This is a genomic window from Pseudomonas sp. GW822-FHT07A10 (assembly GCF_058798795.1).
In genome coordinates, this window is sequence record NZ_JBXAKV010000009.1 from 182257 (window position 1) to 199183 (window position 16927).

The window sequence follows — 16927 nt, forward strand, 5'->3', positions numbered from 1 at the left end:
TCAACGTCCTTGGAATATGGCGGCAACGTCTAACCGGTCGGTCAGGTACGGGGTGAATCCGGTGAACAGGATACAAAGTGCCAGCATATCGCGCATCTCTATATTGCCTTCCACGCTGCCGGGTTTGCCGCCGTGGCGAATGCCGGGGTAGTCACAGGTGAAACCATAGAGGCTTTTCAGCGCATTGCGCACCTTGGCGTGGGGCCAATGGGGGAGCTGATCGCAGATGCTCGACAGTGCGTACTCATTGACCCGAGGGTTATCGCGGCCGAGGGCTTCCAACAGATTGATCTGTTTTTGCAGGCAGGTTTTGATCCGCCCCTCGCCGCCCTTGTCGTGCAGATCACGAAAGGCTTCGTCGAAGTCTCGTTGCAGGGTGTGGAGGTGCGGGTGTTCGGTGTTGCTGTCGCGCAGTCCCTGAACCAGGTTGGCGAACAGGCCGGGGATGGTCGGGTACAGCTGACACGGGCGGCGTAATTCGTAACGTAGGTTGTAGGTGTCAACGAAGTTGGCCAGGCGATTGAAGTACGCATTGGCCAGTGCATCGCCGGCTAACTCGTCGAGTATGTCGTAGGCGTTTCGTAGAAAACCCAGCAGTGCCGATTCGTCGATCAGGTCATCGGCGGTGATTCGGCGAAAGGCTCGAACACTTTGGGGAGGGTCGTCGATGATTTCGGCCAGGACTGCCAGGGACGGTGGTGTTTTTAAGGTGGGCATCAACGCCCGGTACAATTCGCAGAACAGATCGGCAGGCGCCGATCCGTGTCGCGTCAAGGGGCTCCAGAGCTCGCGCCAGGTACGAGACCAGACGGGGAGCATGGAGCCGCGCATGGGTTAGAGTTCGCCTCGGAAGGCGCGGTGTTGGAGGGATGCGAATAGGGCATCAAGCTCAGACAATCGCAGCTGTTGAGTAGATTTAATTTTCTCAATAGCAGCTACTTGGAAGGCGAATTTCTTTTGCAACTCAATTGGCGGAACCAACACACGAAAATTCTCGGCAGTAGGAAAATAAATAGTTTTATGTGTAGAACCATTACTTAGCAATCGAAGCCTTGAACGAGATAGAAACAAAGCGTACATCAGGTATACCGGTTCTAATCTATCACCACAAACCCAATTAAAAAAATCTTGAGAGGTCGCCATCTCTCGCCCCATCAAGGTTACGAACCCAATAGAAGCAGTACGAGAAAAACAAACCGTCCCTTGAGGAAGCTTAACGGAGGAGGAATTATCTATTCCGGCTTGAGTTACACATTCCCCAGATTGCTGAGCAATAGATAAATCAAGCCCACGAATATCTGTCAATGACAGCCACGGAATATCACCATTCCAATATTCGGAATTTTGTCTATCTGGAGTATGACCTGTTGCCAACCGCGCGACATTGGTTAACAGCTCCCACCGCCATCCCTTCACATGCTCCTCAAGAGAATCGCCTATAGTTACAGGGGTTTGTCTCTGCCAGCCAAATAAATCAACAAAAGTTGATTGAACTAGAGCTCCAAGCCCATCAACAACTTCATGGCACTTGACTCGCAACAATTCAGCTTGATCAAGAATAGAAGCAATTCTTTTCTGTTCGGAAAGTTCCACAACAGGAATCTTCGAGCTTAAAACTATTCGATCGCTCACTGCTGGGTAACTAGCCCCACTAGCCTGCCTAACCATCTTATCGACAAATATTTTTGTCTTTACCCAATGAAACAGGTAGCGAGAGTCAAGCAACCTAGCAATTGGGCGTAAAACGCAAAAACCAGTAGAAACCGTAGCACCAGACAATGCTGGCGAAACACTTGCGACTGAATTCAAATTCGGCCGCACCGTTGCAACGATAACATCACCTGAACTCACCAGTTGCCTTGCCCGGCTTGGAGCTTCTTTACAAAAAATCTCTTTTGCACCAACGATCTTCTTCCGCTTTTGATCGACCGCACTCAAATCAACATAAGTAAATTTTTCTGTGCTTTGCGCAACTAGCGGATTCCATGTTTTTACAGGATCAACAAGGTTCTTTAGTTCAACTTCCGCCCAACGAGTCATCTAAGAACCTCCCGTAAATCGAGCATTCCCTGACGAATTTGATCCTCCAGCAAGCCTAGCTCAGCCAATATCTCTTGGGGGCTGCGGTGCACCACCTCCTCATGTTCCGCTTCCTTGTATCGGCTGAGGCTGAGATCATATTTTTGAGCAACTATTTCGGCCTTAGGCACGCAGAAGCTCTGCGCCGTACGCGAATTGTTAAGCTCTGTTCCCTTCCGTTCATTCCAACGGACAAGCACATCTGGCAAGTTGTTTCTTGTATGTTCCTCATCGCTAAGTTTAGTACTCGGCACAACACCTAGTTTGTCATCACTTAGCAGTGGAAGGCGCTTGTCGTCCAAGCTGATACCATCGGCTTGCAGATCGTAGAACCAAACGTTATCGGTACCGCCGGAATTGGTTTTGGTGAACAGCAGAATCGAGGTAGCAACACCCGCATAAGGTTTGAACACACCACTCGGGAGTTTGACGACGCCATCCAGTTTGTGATCTTCAATGATCATGCGACGCAACTCTTTATGCGCCTTGCTGGAGCCGAACATCACACCATCTGGCACGATTACCGCTGCACGGCCACCCGGTTTGAGCAAGCGCAGGAACAACGCAAAAAACAGCAGCTCCGTCTTTTTGGTTTTAACAATGCGCTGCAAATCTTTCGCCGTACTTTCGTAATCCAGACTGCCGGCAAACGGCGGGTTGGCCAGAATCAGACTGTACTGTTCCGCCTCCCCTGCGGTGCTTTCCGCCAAGGAATCACGATAACGAATGTCCGGATTTTCCACGCCATGCAGCAGCATGTTCATACTGCCGATGCGCAACATGGTGTTGTCGAAGTCAAACCCGTGAAACATGCCGTGGTGGAAGTGCTGACGCTGAGTGGCGTCGAGCAGCAGACTTGGGTAGGTGTCGCGCAGGTATTCACCGGCCGCCACCAAAAATCCGCAGGTGCCGCTGGCCGGGTCGCAGATCACGTCGTTGGGCTTGGGCGCGGTCAGTTCAACCATTAACTGAATGATGTGCCGTGGCGTTCGGAACTGGCCGTTCTGCCCAGCGCTGGCGATTTTGCCGAGCATGTATTCGTAGACGTCGCCCTTGGTATCGCGATCGTCCATCGGGATACCGTCTAACAGGTCCACCACTTTGGACAGCAACGCAGGCGTCGGAATGGTGAAGCGTGCATCGCGCATGTGGTGGCTGTAGGTGGAGTCGTCGCTGCCGATGGTTTTCAAGAACGGGAACACGTGGTCGGCAATCACTTCAAACATGGCCGCCGGCGCCAAATGCTTGAAGCGCGACCAGCGGTAGTCGTTGTAATTGCAGCCACGCGGGTCCAGACCTTCAGGGAAAATTTGACGCTCCATCGGCTGTTTCAGGCGATTGGCTTTGTTTTCTTCCAGGGTGTGCAACTCATCCAGACGACGCAGGAACAGCAGGTATGTCAGCTGTTCCATGACCTCCATCGGGTTGGAAATACCACCCGACCAGAAGGCATTCCAGATAGCGTCGATTTTGCTCTTGAGTTCGCCGGTGATCACCGTGTGTTGCTCCATAGCTTATGCGCCCGCTGCGCAGGCGCTAAAAAGTGGGGGATGATAGCGCCTGGGCAAAGCTGGCGTATGCCAGACGGCGGAATTTATTGCGCAGGGATGTTCTGTAGGACAAAACCCTGTGTCGACAAGTCATTCAGCACATGACTGATCCGAGACACAGAGGCTTACGCTTTCTCGGCGTCAGCACCTACTCTTGGAGGCATCCTAAGTGACCGTTAATTTATACTCGCCCGCCGATCAGCACAAAAACACAATCAGCACAGGGATGCGCCCATGTCCGTTCCAACTTACGATCAGTTCATCGAACCCATCCTGCGTTTTCTTGCCACCAAACCCGAAGGTGCACCCGCTCGGGATGCCCATGAAGCTGCAGCAAAATTGTTGCAATTGACCGTAGAGCAACGTGAAGAACTGATCGCCAGTGGGCAAGCCACCTACAAGAACAGAGCGGGCTGGGCACACGATCGGCTCAAGCGCGCAGGTCTTTCCAGCAGTGCCAAACGCGGGTATTGGAAATTGACTGACGCAGGTGTGGCCTACGCCAAGGAACATCCAGCCCCCATGCCGTCCGATGAAGTGGAGCATTTAGCCATTGGCTATATGAATGTGAAGCTGAAGGTTGCCCCCGACGCCGCCCCACTTGATGACGAAACGCCTGTTGAACCTGACGTAACCTCCGCCACCGCTAGCCCCGATGACCGGCTAGTGCAAGCGCTCCAGGAGTTGCGCGACGCCACAGCGGTCGACCTTTTGGATAACTTGTTACAGGTCAGCCCCAACCGCTTTGAAGTGATCGTGCTAGATGTGCTTCATCGCCTGGGATATGGCGCCAGTCGCAATGACCTGCAACGTGTCGGAGGCTCTGGGGATGCCGGCATTGATGGCATCATCTCGCTCGACAAACTGGGATTAGAGAAGGTTTACGTTCAAGCCAAGCGCTGGCAGAACACGGTTGGCCGCCCTGAACTGCAGGCGTTCTATGGGGCTCTCGCCGGTCAAAAGGCTAAAAGAGGAGTGTTCATCACGACCTCCGGTTTCACTGCTCATGCGATCGACTTCGCCAAATCGGTGGACGGTATCGTGTTGGTGGATGGCACGCGGCTCGTGCACCTGATGATGGATCATGAGGTGGGCGTAACATCACGATTGTTGCGGTTGCCGGCGCTGGATCGTGATTACTTTGATGAGGAGTGAGCGTGAATCTGGCGAACATCACATCCCCCGATGACGCTTGTGGGCTTAAGTGATATCACAATAGAATCACGCAAAGCGTCCTGCCAAACCGTACTAATGTACGAGCTCTTCTCCAAGGTCGTTATTGGCACGGAAAAATAAGCAGGGATGAAGCCAGTTCAGCTCATGCATAGGTCAAGGAGACCGACATGCCGGACATCAAGGAACAAAAACTTCTCTACCACCTCACCTCGCTTGATAACCTGAGCAGCATTTTTCAGAACGGCCTGAAGCCACGAGCGCAACTCGATGCGTTCGCAGACGTGGCTGATGCAGAAATCCTGCGAAAACGACAGGCTCTTGGATTAGAGCGATACGTACCCTTCCACTGGTTTGCCGCGAACCCGTTCGATGGGAGCGTCCAGCGCAATAGACCCGACTCCCAATTCGTCGTGATCTCGGTCCATCGAAACTTCGCCATTAGAAACCATTGGAAGGTCATTCCTCACCATCCATTGGCTAACGATGCCATTCAACTACTCGACTACGCCGAAGGTTTCGAAGCGATCAATTGGGACGTCATGAACGAAAGGGACTACCACGATCCACACTGCAAAAGCATTTGCATGGCAGAGTGCCTGTCTCCCGATATTGTTTCCCCTGACGATTTCTTCAAAGTTTTTGTTTCTAATGCCGAGGTTGAAGCCCTCTGCGAGACTAAAATGCGCGAGGCCGGTGTTACTGTACAAATCGGAGTGAATCGGGGCATGTTTCTTAGATGATTTACAACAGTCTGAATCCAGAAAAGGCTCTGATTTGGCGTGTCGTCCATCGTGATAACCTGCCCTGGATTCTGGACAACGGTCTGCATTGCGCCAGCTCCGATGTGCAGGCACCGCAGTACGTGAATATCGGCAACGTCGACTTGATCGACAAACGCCGATCTCGCCACGTGCCCATTGCTCCAAGGGGGGTGTTGGCCGACTACGTGCCCTTCTACTTCACGCCCTTCTCTGTGATGATGAAAAACATTCACTCCGGGTGGAGCGTTCAGCAACGTAGCAACGACGAGATCGTGATTCTGGTCTCCAGTCTGTACCGCGTCGAACAACTTGGCCTACCGTTTGTCTTCACAAACGCACATGCCTACCCGGATTGGACAGACTATTACAGCGATCTGGCGAATCTCAGCGAGATTGATTGGTCTATCCTTCAACGACGCGACTTCAAACGTGATCCTGATGACCCTCGAAAGATGGAGCGTTATCAGGCCGAAGCACTGATTCACCATCACCTACCGATTACAGGACTCCTTGGCATCATGTGCTACACCGATGCAATGAAAGAACGCATAGAGCAAGACGTCGCCGCTAGAGGCCTGACGTTATCTGTCCATGCGCGTCCGGGATGGTATTTCCAATGATCCGATTTACCCAAGGCAACCTTCTGGAAGCCAAAACCGAAGCCCTCGTCAACACGGTGAATACCGTAGGTGTGATGGGCAAAGGTATCGCGCTGATGTTCAAAGAGCGCTTCACGGAGAACTACCGCCTGTATTCAGCGGCCTGCAAGGCTGGCGAGGTAGAGACAGGCAAGGTTCACGTAACGGCAGTCAACGAACTGGAAGGTCCTCGCTGGATCGTAAATTTCCCGACCAAACGTCACTGGCGATCGCCTTCGCAGATGGCATGGATAACGGAAGGCTTACACGATCTGCGTCGCTTTTTGATTGAAAACCATGTGAAGTCCGTTGCGGTTCCACCGTTAGGTGCCGGTAACGGTGGTTTGAAATGGCCTGAGGTCCGCGAACAGATTGTTGCAGTCTTGAGTGATCTGGATGTAGATGTGCTGGTGTTCGAACCTTCCAATCAGTATCTGAATGTCGCCAAACGTAGCGGAGTGGAGAAGCTCACGCCTGCTCGCGCACTCATTGCAGAATTGGTTCGACGCTACTGGGTTCTGGGCATGGAATGCAGCCTGCTTGAGATTCAGAAACTGGCCTGGTTCCTTGAGCGCGCCATAGAAAAGTTACCGGACACCGAAAACCCTTTGAATCTTCAGTTTGTTGCTCATAAATACGGTCCGTATGCCAATCGGTTGGAGCATCTGCTCAATAATCTTGATGGCAGCTATCTGCATTGCGACAAGCGGATTAGTGATGCGGGTATCAGTGATGTGATTTGGTTCGATGAAGAACGCAAAGCCTTTTTGCAAACCTACCTCAAGACTGAGGCCAAGCACTTCTTGCCAGCCTTGGAGCGGACCACCGAGCTAATTGACGGATTTGAATCGCCCTTCGGTATGGAATTGCTGGCTACGGTCGATTGGTTGCTGAGTCAGGAAGGAGTTTCCCCAACTGTGCCTGCTGTACGTGAAGCGCTGAGTCGTTGGGATGGCGGAGCCGGTGCAGCAGCTCGCAAAAGCAAACTGTTCGATGATCAGGCGCTTGATATCGCACTGAAACGTCTTACCTCCAGTAGTTTCAGGCCTGAAATGGCGGTCTGTTAACTTCTCCAGTGATCCTGCACACGTGCCTATTTGTCGCAGCAGTGCTGCGACTTTTGTCTGCTCCTGGCAACAGGTCGAGCGTTAACCTATCGGAACCGGAAATTGTGTCAGCAGTGCTGTCACAAAAAGAGGCTTCCAGCTCTTTCATGGAGGCTCGAACCATCTGCTGATACTGAGTCAGCAGCCTGCTGACTAACTCTGCTCGCCTCACCCAGGCAATTGGGCAGCAAACTGCTGCCCAATTGTAATCATCTCAGCACTGCCGAGACGATCCCCCCTCACGGATAACTAAACCCCTTAACCAACGTCAACTCCCCCACCGCCCGCATCGGAACCAGGAACGTTTCCATTTTTTCATCTGGCGTCCCCTCCTCCGTAATCACCGTCACTTGCGCGGTGGTCAGCGGCTGGACCGCATCCTCCTGCCCTTCGTCATCACTGCGATACCCGCCGCCGTAGTAGTTCACGTACACCAGGTATTGCCCCTTGATTGGCGCCGGCATGGCGAAGATTTCCGGGCCGTAGCCGGTGGTCACGTCCACATCCAGCGCCGCACCATTGGGCGCGACACGGTCGCCGTACCAGATGTGTGCGCCATCGGGGGTGATGAGGTGCAAGTCCAGGTCCGTGCCGTCGCTGTCCCAAGCCAGCAGCACGCGCAATTTGGCCGGGGTGGCGCCGCCGTTAGCATTGAGGAACTGCGTGCGGTGGCGTTGTTGGCCATCGGGGCTGCGGACTTCAACGCTATTGCTGCCTTTGGGGAATGAGAACGGGCGGTCGAAGCGACCGGCGGGATCGATCTTCAGTGGCATGCTGACGCCGTTGACGATCAGCTTGCCGGGCTCATTGCTCTTGGGGGTGGATTGGATCTGGCCGGTAATGCGCGCGGTGTTGGCCTGGCCCACCGGGGTGTTGACCGACGAGGCCGGGTAATTGACCGTCTGACGAAAGCTTTCGCCTTCGCCTTCAGGGGCGCCGGTACGCCAGCCGCCAATGGGCGTATCAAGTTTGACGGCGGCAAATGTCGCTGGCAGTACGCAAAAAGCGCAAAGCAACAGCAAGACCTGTGGATAACGGAGTTTCATGGCCTATTCCAGCAAGAGGTGACGGGCGAGCCCTTCGATGTAGGTTTCATCCTGGCCGTTAGGGTGTGCTTCGAAGGCCAGGTGCAGGTATTCGTGGGTCAGGTCGAGGCGGTCTTGCAACGACAGCACGCCGCGCACGTAGATGCGCTGGCGTTCACGGTCGACAAACGGACGACCAAAGGCCAGGCGGCAGACCGCAAAGGTGCTGACTTCGTTGTAGCCGACTTCGCTTTCGAGTCGTTGGCGCCAGCCGCGGCGCTGGTTTTGCAGCCAGTCTTGCGCGGCGGGCAGCGCTTCGCAGGAGGCGACCGGGTTGTCCCAGCGACTGAGGCTGGCGCGCGGGTAGGCGTGCAGCAGAATGGCGTCGTAGCGTTGGCCGGCATTGGCTTGTTCGACGGCTTGCTGCCAGGAGAGTTTGTCCGGCCCCGGTTGGTCGGAGTGATAGGTGACGTTGCTGCCTGCGAGAACCAGATCGCTGGTCCACGAGGCGATATTGCGCGACTCGGTGGCGGCCGGACGTGGCGCGACGCGCTGTCGACTGCTGCTGTCATCGATGCTCAGGCAGTCGCCATTGCGGGTGGCGTTTTGCAGCAGGTAGGTGCGGATCGCGACCGCCAGGGCTTTGGCTGCTTCGACGGGTTCAGGCCTGGCTTCACGCTGCAGGACGCGGGCGACGTATTCTTCACGATCGAGGCGGGCGATGAGTTTGTCTTTGAGCAAGAACAACTCGCCGTCGCTGTGGATATCGAGTTGATTGCCGTTGGCGAACTCGACGCGGTAGTCGCCTTGCAAAGGGCCGGGCGCTACAACGCGATCCCCCGACAGCACGCGTTTCAGTGGATAACGCGCGAACAGACCGACCTCAACGCACTTCCCTGCCTCGGCTGGCCATGACGAGGGCAGCACCGTCGCCAGCGCCTGACCATAATGGCGCAACACCATTTGGCTGGTGCCGCGCCCACTGGCCCAGATCGGCGTGCCGTCTACCGTCCAGCCCGCGAATCCGCCTTGGCGCGACGAAGGATCCTGATCCCCCAGCCAGCTCCAGGTTTTCACCCGCAACCGACCACCGAGTTCACCCACGACATTGCCATCCGCGGCATTGAGCACCACATCGAGCAACACCCTTCGCGCCTGATCCTGCGCCGGCATCACGGCCAACACCTTCAACAACTCCGCCACCGGAACCCGGGTCTGCGGTTGCAACAACGGCAAATCCAGCAACCATTTCGGCGCTTGCTTCGCCTGCCAATACTCGCGCCACTGCGTGCCGGTAATGCCCAGGCGTGCAGGCTCAAAGTACAACCCGCAGGACTTCACCAACGCCTGATCGCGCCCGATCGTGCCGCCCGCCGAGCAGCAATAAACTTCTTCCTTCGATTGCCCGCGACACTCATAAGCCGGCTCGCGCGCGCCGGTGTCCACCAGCCAACCGTAGACAAACAGCTTCCACAGGCTGCCCAGCGGCGTCTGCAAGTCATCAGGCAATGGCTCACGCGAGATCACCTGAGTCTGGCTCAACGTAAGCAGCTCACCCTTGAAACCCAGGCGCAGCGGCTCGTCCTGCGCTGTCGCCAGCGCAGGAATCAAACACAGCAACCACCAGACCAGACACCGGGTCATGTCAGTTGACCGTGACCTGACCGAGCGCCGGTTTCTGTTCCTGAGCCTGATGCTGTGGCGCGTAGACCTGCGTGAAACGCACCGGCGGCAGGTTGAACTGGCCTTTTTGCGAGAAGCGCACCAAGTGGCGCAGACGCAACTCACCGCTCAGCGCATCCACTGGCACCGCATAGGCCATTTGCCCCGGCTCGAAACGGGCCTTCTCCAGCGCGGTCGGCTCGGTGCCGGCCTTGCCCATCAGCTTGATGCCCCACGTGGTGCGCTCGACATCCGCACCCGGTGGCAGCGGCACTTCGAGCATGCCGTAGCGCAGCGGTTTCGCGGCTTTGCTGGTGATGATCACTTCGTCCAGGTACAGGCTATCGCTGGACAACGGCTTGGTGCCGACCGCTTCGAGTTTGAATTCGAACGCTTCATCACCCGGCACCAGACGCGACAGGCGACGGGTGATGGTCACGGCCATCGGATCGATTGCCGGTTGTTTGGTCTGGAAGCTCAACACGGCGCGTAGCGGGCGCTCTTGCGTTCCGGTCAGCGACAATGCCGCCGGCACTGGCGAAGAGCCCTGCCACGTCCAATACATCTCACCGGTATCACTGTAACGTTTCTTCCAGCCCTCACCCGGTGCCAATGCGATGGTCGGAGAGGCCTGCTCGATGCTGCGTTGCAACCAGGTCAGCGCCAACGCGCGTTCCAGGGTCGATTGCTGTGGCAACAGGCGTTGCAACAACGCTTGCGCATGAGCCTGATCGAAAGTCTGCAGCGACAGGTTCAGGGCTTCGACAAACGGTTGAGCGCTGGCGGCCACTTGCTGTTGCGCAGCATCCACTTGACGACTGAACGCCGGCGGCAGATTGACCTTGGCCTGACGCGCCAAAGACGCGGTCAACACCCGAGCACTGGCCAGCCCCAAGGCCGAATCCGGATCGTTCATGACCAGGCTCTCTGCGCCATCGTCCATCACGCTCGCGGCATTGCCTTCGCCGGCTTTCACCAGGTCGTCGATCAAACCGCTGAGCAGCGTGTTCACCGGCAATTGCATCTGTTTGGCAAACGACAGAATCAACGCCCGCTGCAACAGCGGCGTGTTCTGCGCCTGTTTCGCGTAGACCTCCAACACCCGCTGCCAGTGCTCCGGCGGCAGGCTCAGTTCCAGCACTTTGCTGGCGTGCCAGTCGGCGTAATAGGCGTAAGCGGTGAGGAACGCATCCGGCTCGCCGTCAAAGCCCCACCAAGTGAAGCACGCCGACGGCCCGGCCATTTGCACCAGACGCAGGCGGCTGTTCTGCATGATCAAACGCAAGCGATCACGGATCTGCGGGTTCGACGACAGCGTTGGATAGGCGATGCTCAGCGGCAGCAGACGGCTGGCGGTTTGTTCGACGCCGCCATACGGATAGCTCAGCAGATCATCGAGGGCTGAACGGAACACTGCTTGCGGGCTGTCATCCAGACGCAGGCGAATATCCGTGGCGTCCGCCGGCAAAGCCAACGGCGTGTCGCCGCTGAGCGCGTCCAGGCTTTGGCTCTGGGTCACCTGCCAGCCTTCGCCAGTCGCGGTCAGGCGTACGGCCAAGGCGTCAGCGGTTTTGCCATCCTGCACCAGCTCGGCGGTCCAATCGCCATTGGCCAATGTGAACGCCGGCAATGGGACGTAGTTGACGCCGTTGTTCAGTGTGACCGGCACACGTTGCTCGGCACCCGCGTAATGAATCACCAGCTCAGCCTTGACCGGTTTCTCGGCCTGACTGAAAGCGAATACGCCAAGATCCGGTTTGTCGCCGTTACGGAATTTGGTCGGGCCGCTCCACTTCAGGTACAGCGGTTTTTCCGAGCGCACGAATTGCTTCTTCTGCCCGACCTGACCGTCATCGGCGATGGCGCGGGCGGTGATGCGCCAGCGGGTCAAGGAGTCCGGCATCTTGAAGGTGAAGCGGGTCTTGCCGTTGGCGTCGGTGATCAATTCCGGCTGCCACGCGGCGGTGTCGACGTCTTCACGACGCGGCCGCTCCAACACTTTCACCCCACGCTCGCTGCGGTTGGCTTTGCCCGGCGCGCCCGGGCTGCCCGGCAGTGCCACGTCGTAGCTGATGAACGACAAACTGGCGCTGGTGCGCACGTTGTTGCGGCGCGGGTGGTAGAAGAACTGGTCGATGGTCGGCGCCACTTCCGGCTGCAGCGCGTAGATCATTTCGTCGACCACGCTGACCGTCAGGTGAGCCGGAATCGGCTTGCCGGCGAACTGGGTGGTGAGGTCCACGGACACGGTATCGCCGGGCTGATACGCCTCTTTGTCGGTAGTGATCGCCACATCGATCTGTGGCGCGACCACCTTGATACCGGCGTTCTGGAAGCTGTACTGACCGCCCTTGGTATAGAGCACGGAGAACGTCAGGTTCGGCGCGAAGTTGTCCTTCACCGCGATGCGCGCGCGGTATTGGGTGTCGCTGAGTTTTTCCATCTTCAGCCAGTCGGCGCCCTTGGACAGCAACGCCGTGGCCTCGACCTTGTCGCGCTCCAGCGACAACAACGCATCGCTGACCGGCTCGGGGAAAGTGATCAACGCGAGGGCTTCGTCACCGGCCTTGTACTCGGGTTTGTCGAGGACGATTTCCACGGTGCCGGGCACGGCTTTGACGCCATCACCCGTGACCGAATGACCGGTCGCGCCAAGCACGCGGCCATGATCATCTTTCAGCGTCAGGTTGTAAGTACCCGGACGGTCGAAGGCCAGGGTGAAGCCTTTATCTTTGGCGGCGAGTTTTCCTTCGCCAGTGGTCTGATCTTCGAGTCGCACCCAGCTGTAGCTGCTCGGGTTGACCGCTTTGCTCTGCTCGCTGCCACCTTCGTTGGCATAGCTGAAGGCAACCTTGCCGCCCACCGCGCTGAACCGTTGCGGCGCGCTCAGGCGGAAACTGGCGGCACCACGGTCGATGAGGATTTCCTTGGTGGTCTTGACCCGATACGCCGCGCCATCACTGGCGAACACGGTGAGCATGTAGCGGCTCGGTTTTTCGGCGGCGGGCAGGTCTAGCGTCGCGTTGCCCTTGGCGTCGGTGGTCAGTTCGGCGCTGGTCAGCTCCACCGGGAATTGCCCCAGGTATTGCAGTTCGTTATCGACCATCGACAGTTGTTGGGCGCGCAGGCTCAGGCTCACCTTGGCGTCGGCCACTGGTTTACCGTCCGGGTACAACAACACCAGACTACCCTTGACCGGTTCGCCGGTGCGGTAATCCTGCTTGGCCAGGTTCAGGGAGATCTCGAAGTGCGGCTTGATGTATTCGGCAACGCGGAAGGCGCTGCTGTAGGCCTGATCCTTGTAGCTGAAACGCAGTTCATAACCGCCTGCTACCGCATTGTCCGGCAACTGGAAACGGCCCTGGGTGCCGGCCTTGGAATCGAGCTTCAGCGCCAACGATTGCAGCGCTGTGCCGGTGGCGTCGAGTACGGTGACGTTGACGTCGGCAGCGGTCGGTGCCACGGAATCCCGGGCATTCTTGAATTCGCGGCCGACGATTTTCAACGACACCCAATCACCCGGCCGGTACAGCGGCCGATCGGTAAACGCATAGAGTTTGGTGTCGTAGATTTCGCTGTCGTAATAGAAGTTCTCGGAGACGAACACCCCGCCCTCTTCGTCCTCGCCGATCACGAACGAACGCTCCGGGCTGACGTGTTTCAGGCGCAGCAAACCATCGGCATCGGTCGCGCCACTGCTCATCACGCCCAGGCCATCGGTCCACAGCACATTAACCTTCGGCACCGAACTGCCTTCATGTTTGCGCGCGGCCCATACCAGCAATTCATCACCGGCAATCTTGCTCACGGCCACGGTATTGGAGACGAACACCATGGTGGTCGCGCGGTACTTGCCGATCAGCGCTTCCACCAGGTACAGGCCCGGTTTCAGGTTGCCCAGCGGGATATAAACGTTACCCGGCGAGACGCTGACGAACTCACTGGAAGAACCAACCAGTTTCACACCTTCAGGCGGCTGGATCGGTTTGGCTTGCCATAGCGGATAACGGAATTGGCTGACCACCGGCAGACCCGGAATCAACGCGAATTGCGGCTGTGCGTCGTAGGGCGTTGGCGCGGCGATGGCGGTGCCCATCTTCAGTTCCGGCACTTCCTCGGTGACTTGTTTACGCGACTCGTAGGAAAACGCCCGTTGCATCACCCGACGGGATTTGCGGTACCAGTTGTCCCACAGGTACGCGAGGGTGTTCGACAGGCCTTCGCCCTTGAACTGGCCGTCGCTGACCACACGGTGCAGGTTCTTCTGGCGCTTGAGGAAATCCAGCGGCTTGTCGATGCGATACACCCGAATGTCCGCACCGCCGTAAGGCTCCATGCGGAACCGGCGATAGTCACGACCCGGCGCTTCGAGGCGTACCACCGCCTGTTCATCGCTGGCGAAACTACTGTCGGCCAACAGGAAAAAGCTTTCACCGGCCACCGGCGTATAGCCGCTCGGCTCGACGGTGTCTTCGGCGTTGACTGCCGACAGAGGCAGAACCAACGCAAGCAAAAGAGGCAGTTTTGAGCAAATGCGCAGCATGCGGGCACCGATCATTGGGAGAGAAAGTTCAGTCGATAGACGCCGATGAAGTTGGGGTTGGCTGCGTCGGGTATCCATCGGGTGTCCTTCCATGTCATGAGTTGCTGCAGGCTTGCGGAGCGCATGCCGTTGTCGGTGGGGGTAGTGGTGCCGGTGTGATAGGCAATGAAGCGGCCCATCCAGATCATCAGGTGCTGGTCGTCGCCCTGATCGAAAAACATCAAATCGCCGGGCCGGGCCTGGGCCAGATCGCGGCCGACCAGATGACTGTTGAACTGAATCAATTTGATCGCGTTGACGTAAGGCCCGACCTTGCCGCCGCCCTGCTGCCATTGCTGGGCGAGGCCGCGTTGGGCTTCACTCAGTTGCAGCTCCGGCGGCAGGTAGCGGTTGGACAGGCCATTGCTGCGCAGCCATTTGTCGTCGTGGACTTTCAGCGCTTCATTGGCGGCAAACCGCACCAACCCGGCGCAGTCCTGCTGGTACCAGCGCGGGCTCGGGCCTTGGGTCAATTGTTCCTGGGCGATGCGCACGAACCAGGCGCGGAATACCTGGGATTGCTGCGGATCGAGCGCGGCGGTTTCGCTGGCGAATGCGCGAGTCCCCAGCAGCAACGCCAGCAAGCCGAGGCCTCGGATGAGTGCGGTCACAGAGCTTTCCACTCCAGCGGCAGCCATTGCCAGTGGCCGTCGGGCTCGCTGCCTTTGGGCAAGGTCAGGGCGTATTTGCCGTAGCCGCCGAGGGTGCGCAGTTTCGGGATCAGGTAGGTTTGCGCGGCGTTGTAGAACACCGGCTCCATGTCCTGCGGCAGGCTGTCGAGGGTTTCCTGTTGCATCAGTTGCGCCATGGAATCGGGGCCGAAATAGATCGGCATCAGCAGGTCTTTCGGCAGCACGTCAGCCAGCGGCGGGAAGCGTTTGTCGAGGGTGCCGAGGGCCTTGTCCACAAGCTTGTCGTCGAGGGAGAACAGCAGCGTCGAACCGTGGCGCGCCAGGCTTACGCGCATGAAGGCTTTGCCGGTGATCGCGTCTGGCTGCTCGGCATCCTTGGCCTTATAGGGGCCGAAGTTGGAGCTGACCTGGCGCTGCCACTGATGGGTTTTACCGTCCTGTTTCTCGACCACCGGGAATGCGTGCTCGGCAACATTGCCTTCGTAGGCACCGACCATCGAGCCGAACAGGTTGCCCAAGTCACCATCAAGTTTGGCGCTGTCATCGTCATTCAGGCTGGCCACCAGCAGCGGCGTGTACAGCCGCGAATCGCCATACCAGCACAGGCCCGCGGCACCGGCCATGTGTTCAGTCAGGGCCTGGGCTACGGACTCTTCGGCGCCGAGTTTCACCAGTAGCGGTTTCTGTTGTTCGGCGGCCAGTGGCAAGGCCACGCAAGCGCTGGCGCCCATCGGCATGGCTTGCCAGATCGGTTTGAAGTCGAAGTCCGGCTGGTTGTCCAGTTCGTCCATGGCGAGGAAGCTGTGCCAGCCCTTGTCGTCCATGTCGAAACGCAGGCCGGCAAAGTTCGGGATGAAGCGCTGATAACCCATGGCCAACACGCTGGAGTTGACCGAGAGGCGTTGTTTTACCTCGGGCGCACGCGGCGGCAGGCCGAAGGCTTCGGGGAACAGTTTGTCGCCGTTGAGCAAGGCGGCGATCGCCTTGGTCGAAACGCCGCCAGTTTCCTCCAAAGCCCCGTTATCCGGGTCGTAGAGTTTGGCCGGATTGGACAGCACCACCAATTTGTCGCCATGGGAAGCGAACACCAACGCCTTGCTGGCGTTGTAGTTGAGCTGATAGAGGGTGACGGCGTCGGCGCCGACTTTCACTTCACTGAGCTTGCTCAGTTGCGAATCATCCAGCGCCACTTTCGCCAACGGCTCTAGCACCTTGGCCAGACCGCCGCGATCCATCACCAACAGGAAATCCTTGAGACGCCCATCCGCCCCGCGCCACAGCGCCACATCCGCCGGTTGGTCGAAGAGCTGCTCGATCAGGCTGTCCTGCAACTTCAGGTCATGCTCGTAAATGATCCGCCGCAGGCTGCCAATCAAACCGAGACGGTCGGCGTGAGCTTCGTAATAGAAGACGAAATCTTCGGTCAGGGTTTCCTTGAGGAACGGCACGGCCAGCAGATCCTTGGGCAACTGGCTCAGGGAATGGGTTTCGAGCAGACCGTCCGGGCGGCTCATGCCCAGTTTGTCGCTGGCCAACTGCGCAGGCGGAGCCTTGGGTTTGTGCAGGAACCAGCCTAACCCGCCCGCTACGCCTGCCGCCAGGCACAGCCCGATCACTAGCGCTGGCCAACGACGTGGAGTTTTGGCTGCTGGTACGTCGGCGGCCGGAGTCACAGTGTTATCGCTCATGTTCACAAAACCCGATTTCATCCGTGGT

12 protein-coding genes are annotated in these 16927 nt (G+C 57.6%); 4 read left to right on the forward strand and 8 right to left on the reverse strand.

What is annotated here, in order from left to right; all coding sequences use genetic code 11:
* The 3 genes from AC1RL4_RS16965 to AC1RL4_RS16975 form a co-directional block, all read right to left on the reverse strand.
* The gene (locus tag AC1RL4_RS16965; RefSeq protein WP_230173080.1) at positions 1-717 is read right to left on the reverse strand and encodes a hypothetical protein; all 717 of its coding nucleotides are present in this window, start codon (positions 715-717) and stop codon (positions 1-3) included.
* 117 nt (positions 718-834) lie between these two features.
* Complete coding sequence (locus tag AC1RL4_RS16970) at positions 835-2040, reverse strand: restriction endonuclease subunit S (RefSeq protein WP_230173078.1); 1206 nt, start codon at positions 2038-2040, stop codon at positions 835-837.
* Positions 2037-3575, reverse strand: a complete 1539-nt coding sequence (locus tag AC1RL4_RS16975) for a type I restriction-modification system subunit M (RefSeq protein ID WP_429570978.1) — start codon at positions 3573-3575, stop codon at positions 2037-2039. Before AC1RL4_RS16975 ends, AC1RL4_RS16970 begins: the two co-directional genes overlap by 4 nt.
* Positions 3576-3863: 288 nt before the next feature.
* Between AC1RL4_RS16975 and AC1RL4_RS16980 the strand changes: the two genes are divergently transcribed.
* The 4 genes from AC1RL4_RS16980 to darG all read left to right on the forward strand — a co-directional run bounded on the left by AC1RL4_RS16980 (position 3864) and on the right by darG (position 7271).
* On the forward strand, positions 3864-4784 hold the full coding sequence (locus tag AC1RL4_RS16980; protein WP_230173074.1) for a restriction endonuclease: 921 nt from the start codon (positions 3864-3866) through the stop codon (positions 4782-4784).
* 188 nt (positions 4785-4972) lie between these two features.
* The gene (locus AC1RL4_RS16985) at positions 4973-5545 is read left to right on the forward strand and encodes a DarT ssDNA thymidine ADP-ribosyltransferase family protein (RefSeq protein ID WP_230173072.1); all 573 of its coding nucleotides are present in this window, start codon (positions 4973-4975) and stop codon (positions 5543-5545) included.
* Positions 5542-6186 (forward strand): type II toxin-antitoxin system toxin DNA ADP-ribosyl transferase DarT, encoded by a 645-nt coding sequence (gene darT, locus AC1RL4_RS16990; RefSeq protein ID WP_230173070.1) that lies wholly within the window; start codon positions 5542-5544, stop codon positions 6184-6186. Before AC1RL4_RS16985 ends, darT begins: the two co-directional genes overlap by 4 nt.
* The gene (gene darG / locus AC1RL4_RS16995) at positions 6183-7271 is read left to right on the forward strand and encodes a type II toxin-antitoxin system antitoxin DNA ADP-ribosyl glycohydrolase DarG (protein ID WP_230173068.1); all 1089 of its coding nucleotides are present in this window, start codon (positions 6183-6185) and stop codon (positions 7269-7271) included. The genes darT and darG overlap by 4 nt, the downstream gene beginning before the upstream one ends.
* Positions 7272-7549: 278 nt before the next feature.
* Here darG and AC1RL4_RS17000 read toward each other — a convergent pair whose 3' ends face one another.
* The 5 genes from AC1RL4_RS17000 to AC1RL4_RS17020 are packed head-to-tail and all read right to left on the reverse strand — an operon-like array spanning position 7550 to position 16899.
* A complete protein-coding gene (locus AC1RL4_RS17000; RefSeq protein WP_230173066.1) occupies positions 7550-8356 on the reverse strand; it encodes a YfaP family protein in 807 nt (268 codons plus the stop codon).
* Between the two features lie 3 nt (positions 8357-8359).
* The gene (locus AC1RL4_RS17005) at positions 8360-9979 is read right to left on the reverse strand and encodes a DUF2300 domain-containing protein (protein WP_230173064.1); all 1620 of its coding nucleotides are present in this window, start codon (positions 9977-9979) and stop codon (positions 8360-8362) included.
* A gap of 1 nt (position 9980) precedes the next feature.
* Positions 9981-14540, reverse strand: a complete 4560-nt coding sequence (locus tag AC1RL4_RS17010; RefSeq protein WP_374707268.1) for an alpha-2-macroglobulin family protein — start codon at positions 14538-14540, stop codon at positions 9981-9983.
* Between the two features lie 11 nt (positions 14541-14551).
* Positions 14552-15217: a DUF1175 domain-containing protein gene (locus tag AC1RL4_RS17015; RefSeq protein WP_033051600.1), complete on the reverse strand. Its 666-nt coding sequence runs from the start codon at positions 15215-15217 to the stop codon at positions 14552-14554.
* Positions 15187-16899 carry a DUF2138 domain-containing protein gene (locus tag AC1RL4_RS17020; protein WP_028938824.1) on the reverse strand — a complete coding sequence of 571 codons (1713 nt, stop codon included), beginning with the start codon at positions 16897-16899 and terminating at the stop codon, positions 15187-15189. The genes AC1RL4_RS17015 and AC1RL4_RS17020 overlap by 31 nt, the downstream gene beginning before the upstream one ends.
* Positions 16900-16927: the final 28 nt, after the last annotated feature.

What these genes read in the sequence shown, in the direction of transcription:
- AC1RL4_RS17020 (WP_028938824.1), bottom strand. Translation starts at nt 16,899, where the DNA reads ATGAGCGATAACACTGTGACTCCGGCCGCCGACGTACCAGCAGCCAAA.
- darG (WP_230173068.1), top strand. Translation starts at nt 6,183, where the DNA reads ATGATCCGATTTACCCAAGGCAACCTTCTGGAAGCCAAAACCGAAGCC.
- AC1RL4_RS17010 (WP_374707268.1), bottom strand. Translation starts at nt 14,540, where the DNA reads ATGCTGCGCATTTGCTCAAAACTGCCTCTTTTGCTTGCGTTGGTTCTG.
- AC1RL4_RS16970 (WP_230173078.1), bottom strand. Translation starts at nt 2,040, where the DNA reads ATGACTCGTTGGGCGGAAGTTGAACTAAAGAACCTTGTTGATCCTGTA.
- AC1RL4_RS16985 (WP_230173072.1), top strand. Translation starts at nt 4,973, where the DNA reads ATGCCGGACATCAAGGAACAAAAACTTCTCTACCACCTCACCTCGCTT.
- darT (WP_230173070.1), top strand. Translation starts at nt 5,542, where the DNA reads ATGATTTACAACAGTCTGAATCCAGAAAAGGCTCTGATTTGGCGTGTC.
- AC1RL4_RS17000 (WP_230173066.1), bottom strand. Translation starts at nt 8,356, where the DNA reads ATGAAACTCCGTTATCCACAGGTCTTGCTGTTGCTTTGCGCTTTTTGC.
- AC1RL4_RS16980 (WP_230173074.1), top strand. Translation starts at nt 3,864, where the DNA reads ATGTCCGTTCCAACTTACGATCAGTTCATCGAACCCATCCTGCGTTTT.
- AC1RL4_RS17005 (WP_230173064.1), bottom strand. Translation starts at nt 9,979, where the DNA reads ATGACCCGGTGTCTGGTCTGGTGGTTGCTGTGTTTGATTCCTGCGCTG.
- AC1RL4_RS17015 (WP_033051600.1), bottom strand. Translation starts at nt 15,217, where the DNA reads ATGGCTGCCGCTGGAGTGGAAAGCTCTGTGACCGCACTCATCCGAGGC.
- AC1RL4_RS16965 (WP_230173080.1), bottom strand. Translation starts at nt 717, where the DNA reads ATGCCCACCTTAAAAACACCACCGTCCCTGGCAGTCCTGGCCGAAATC.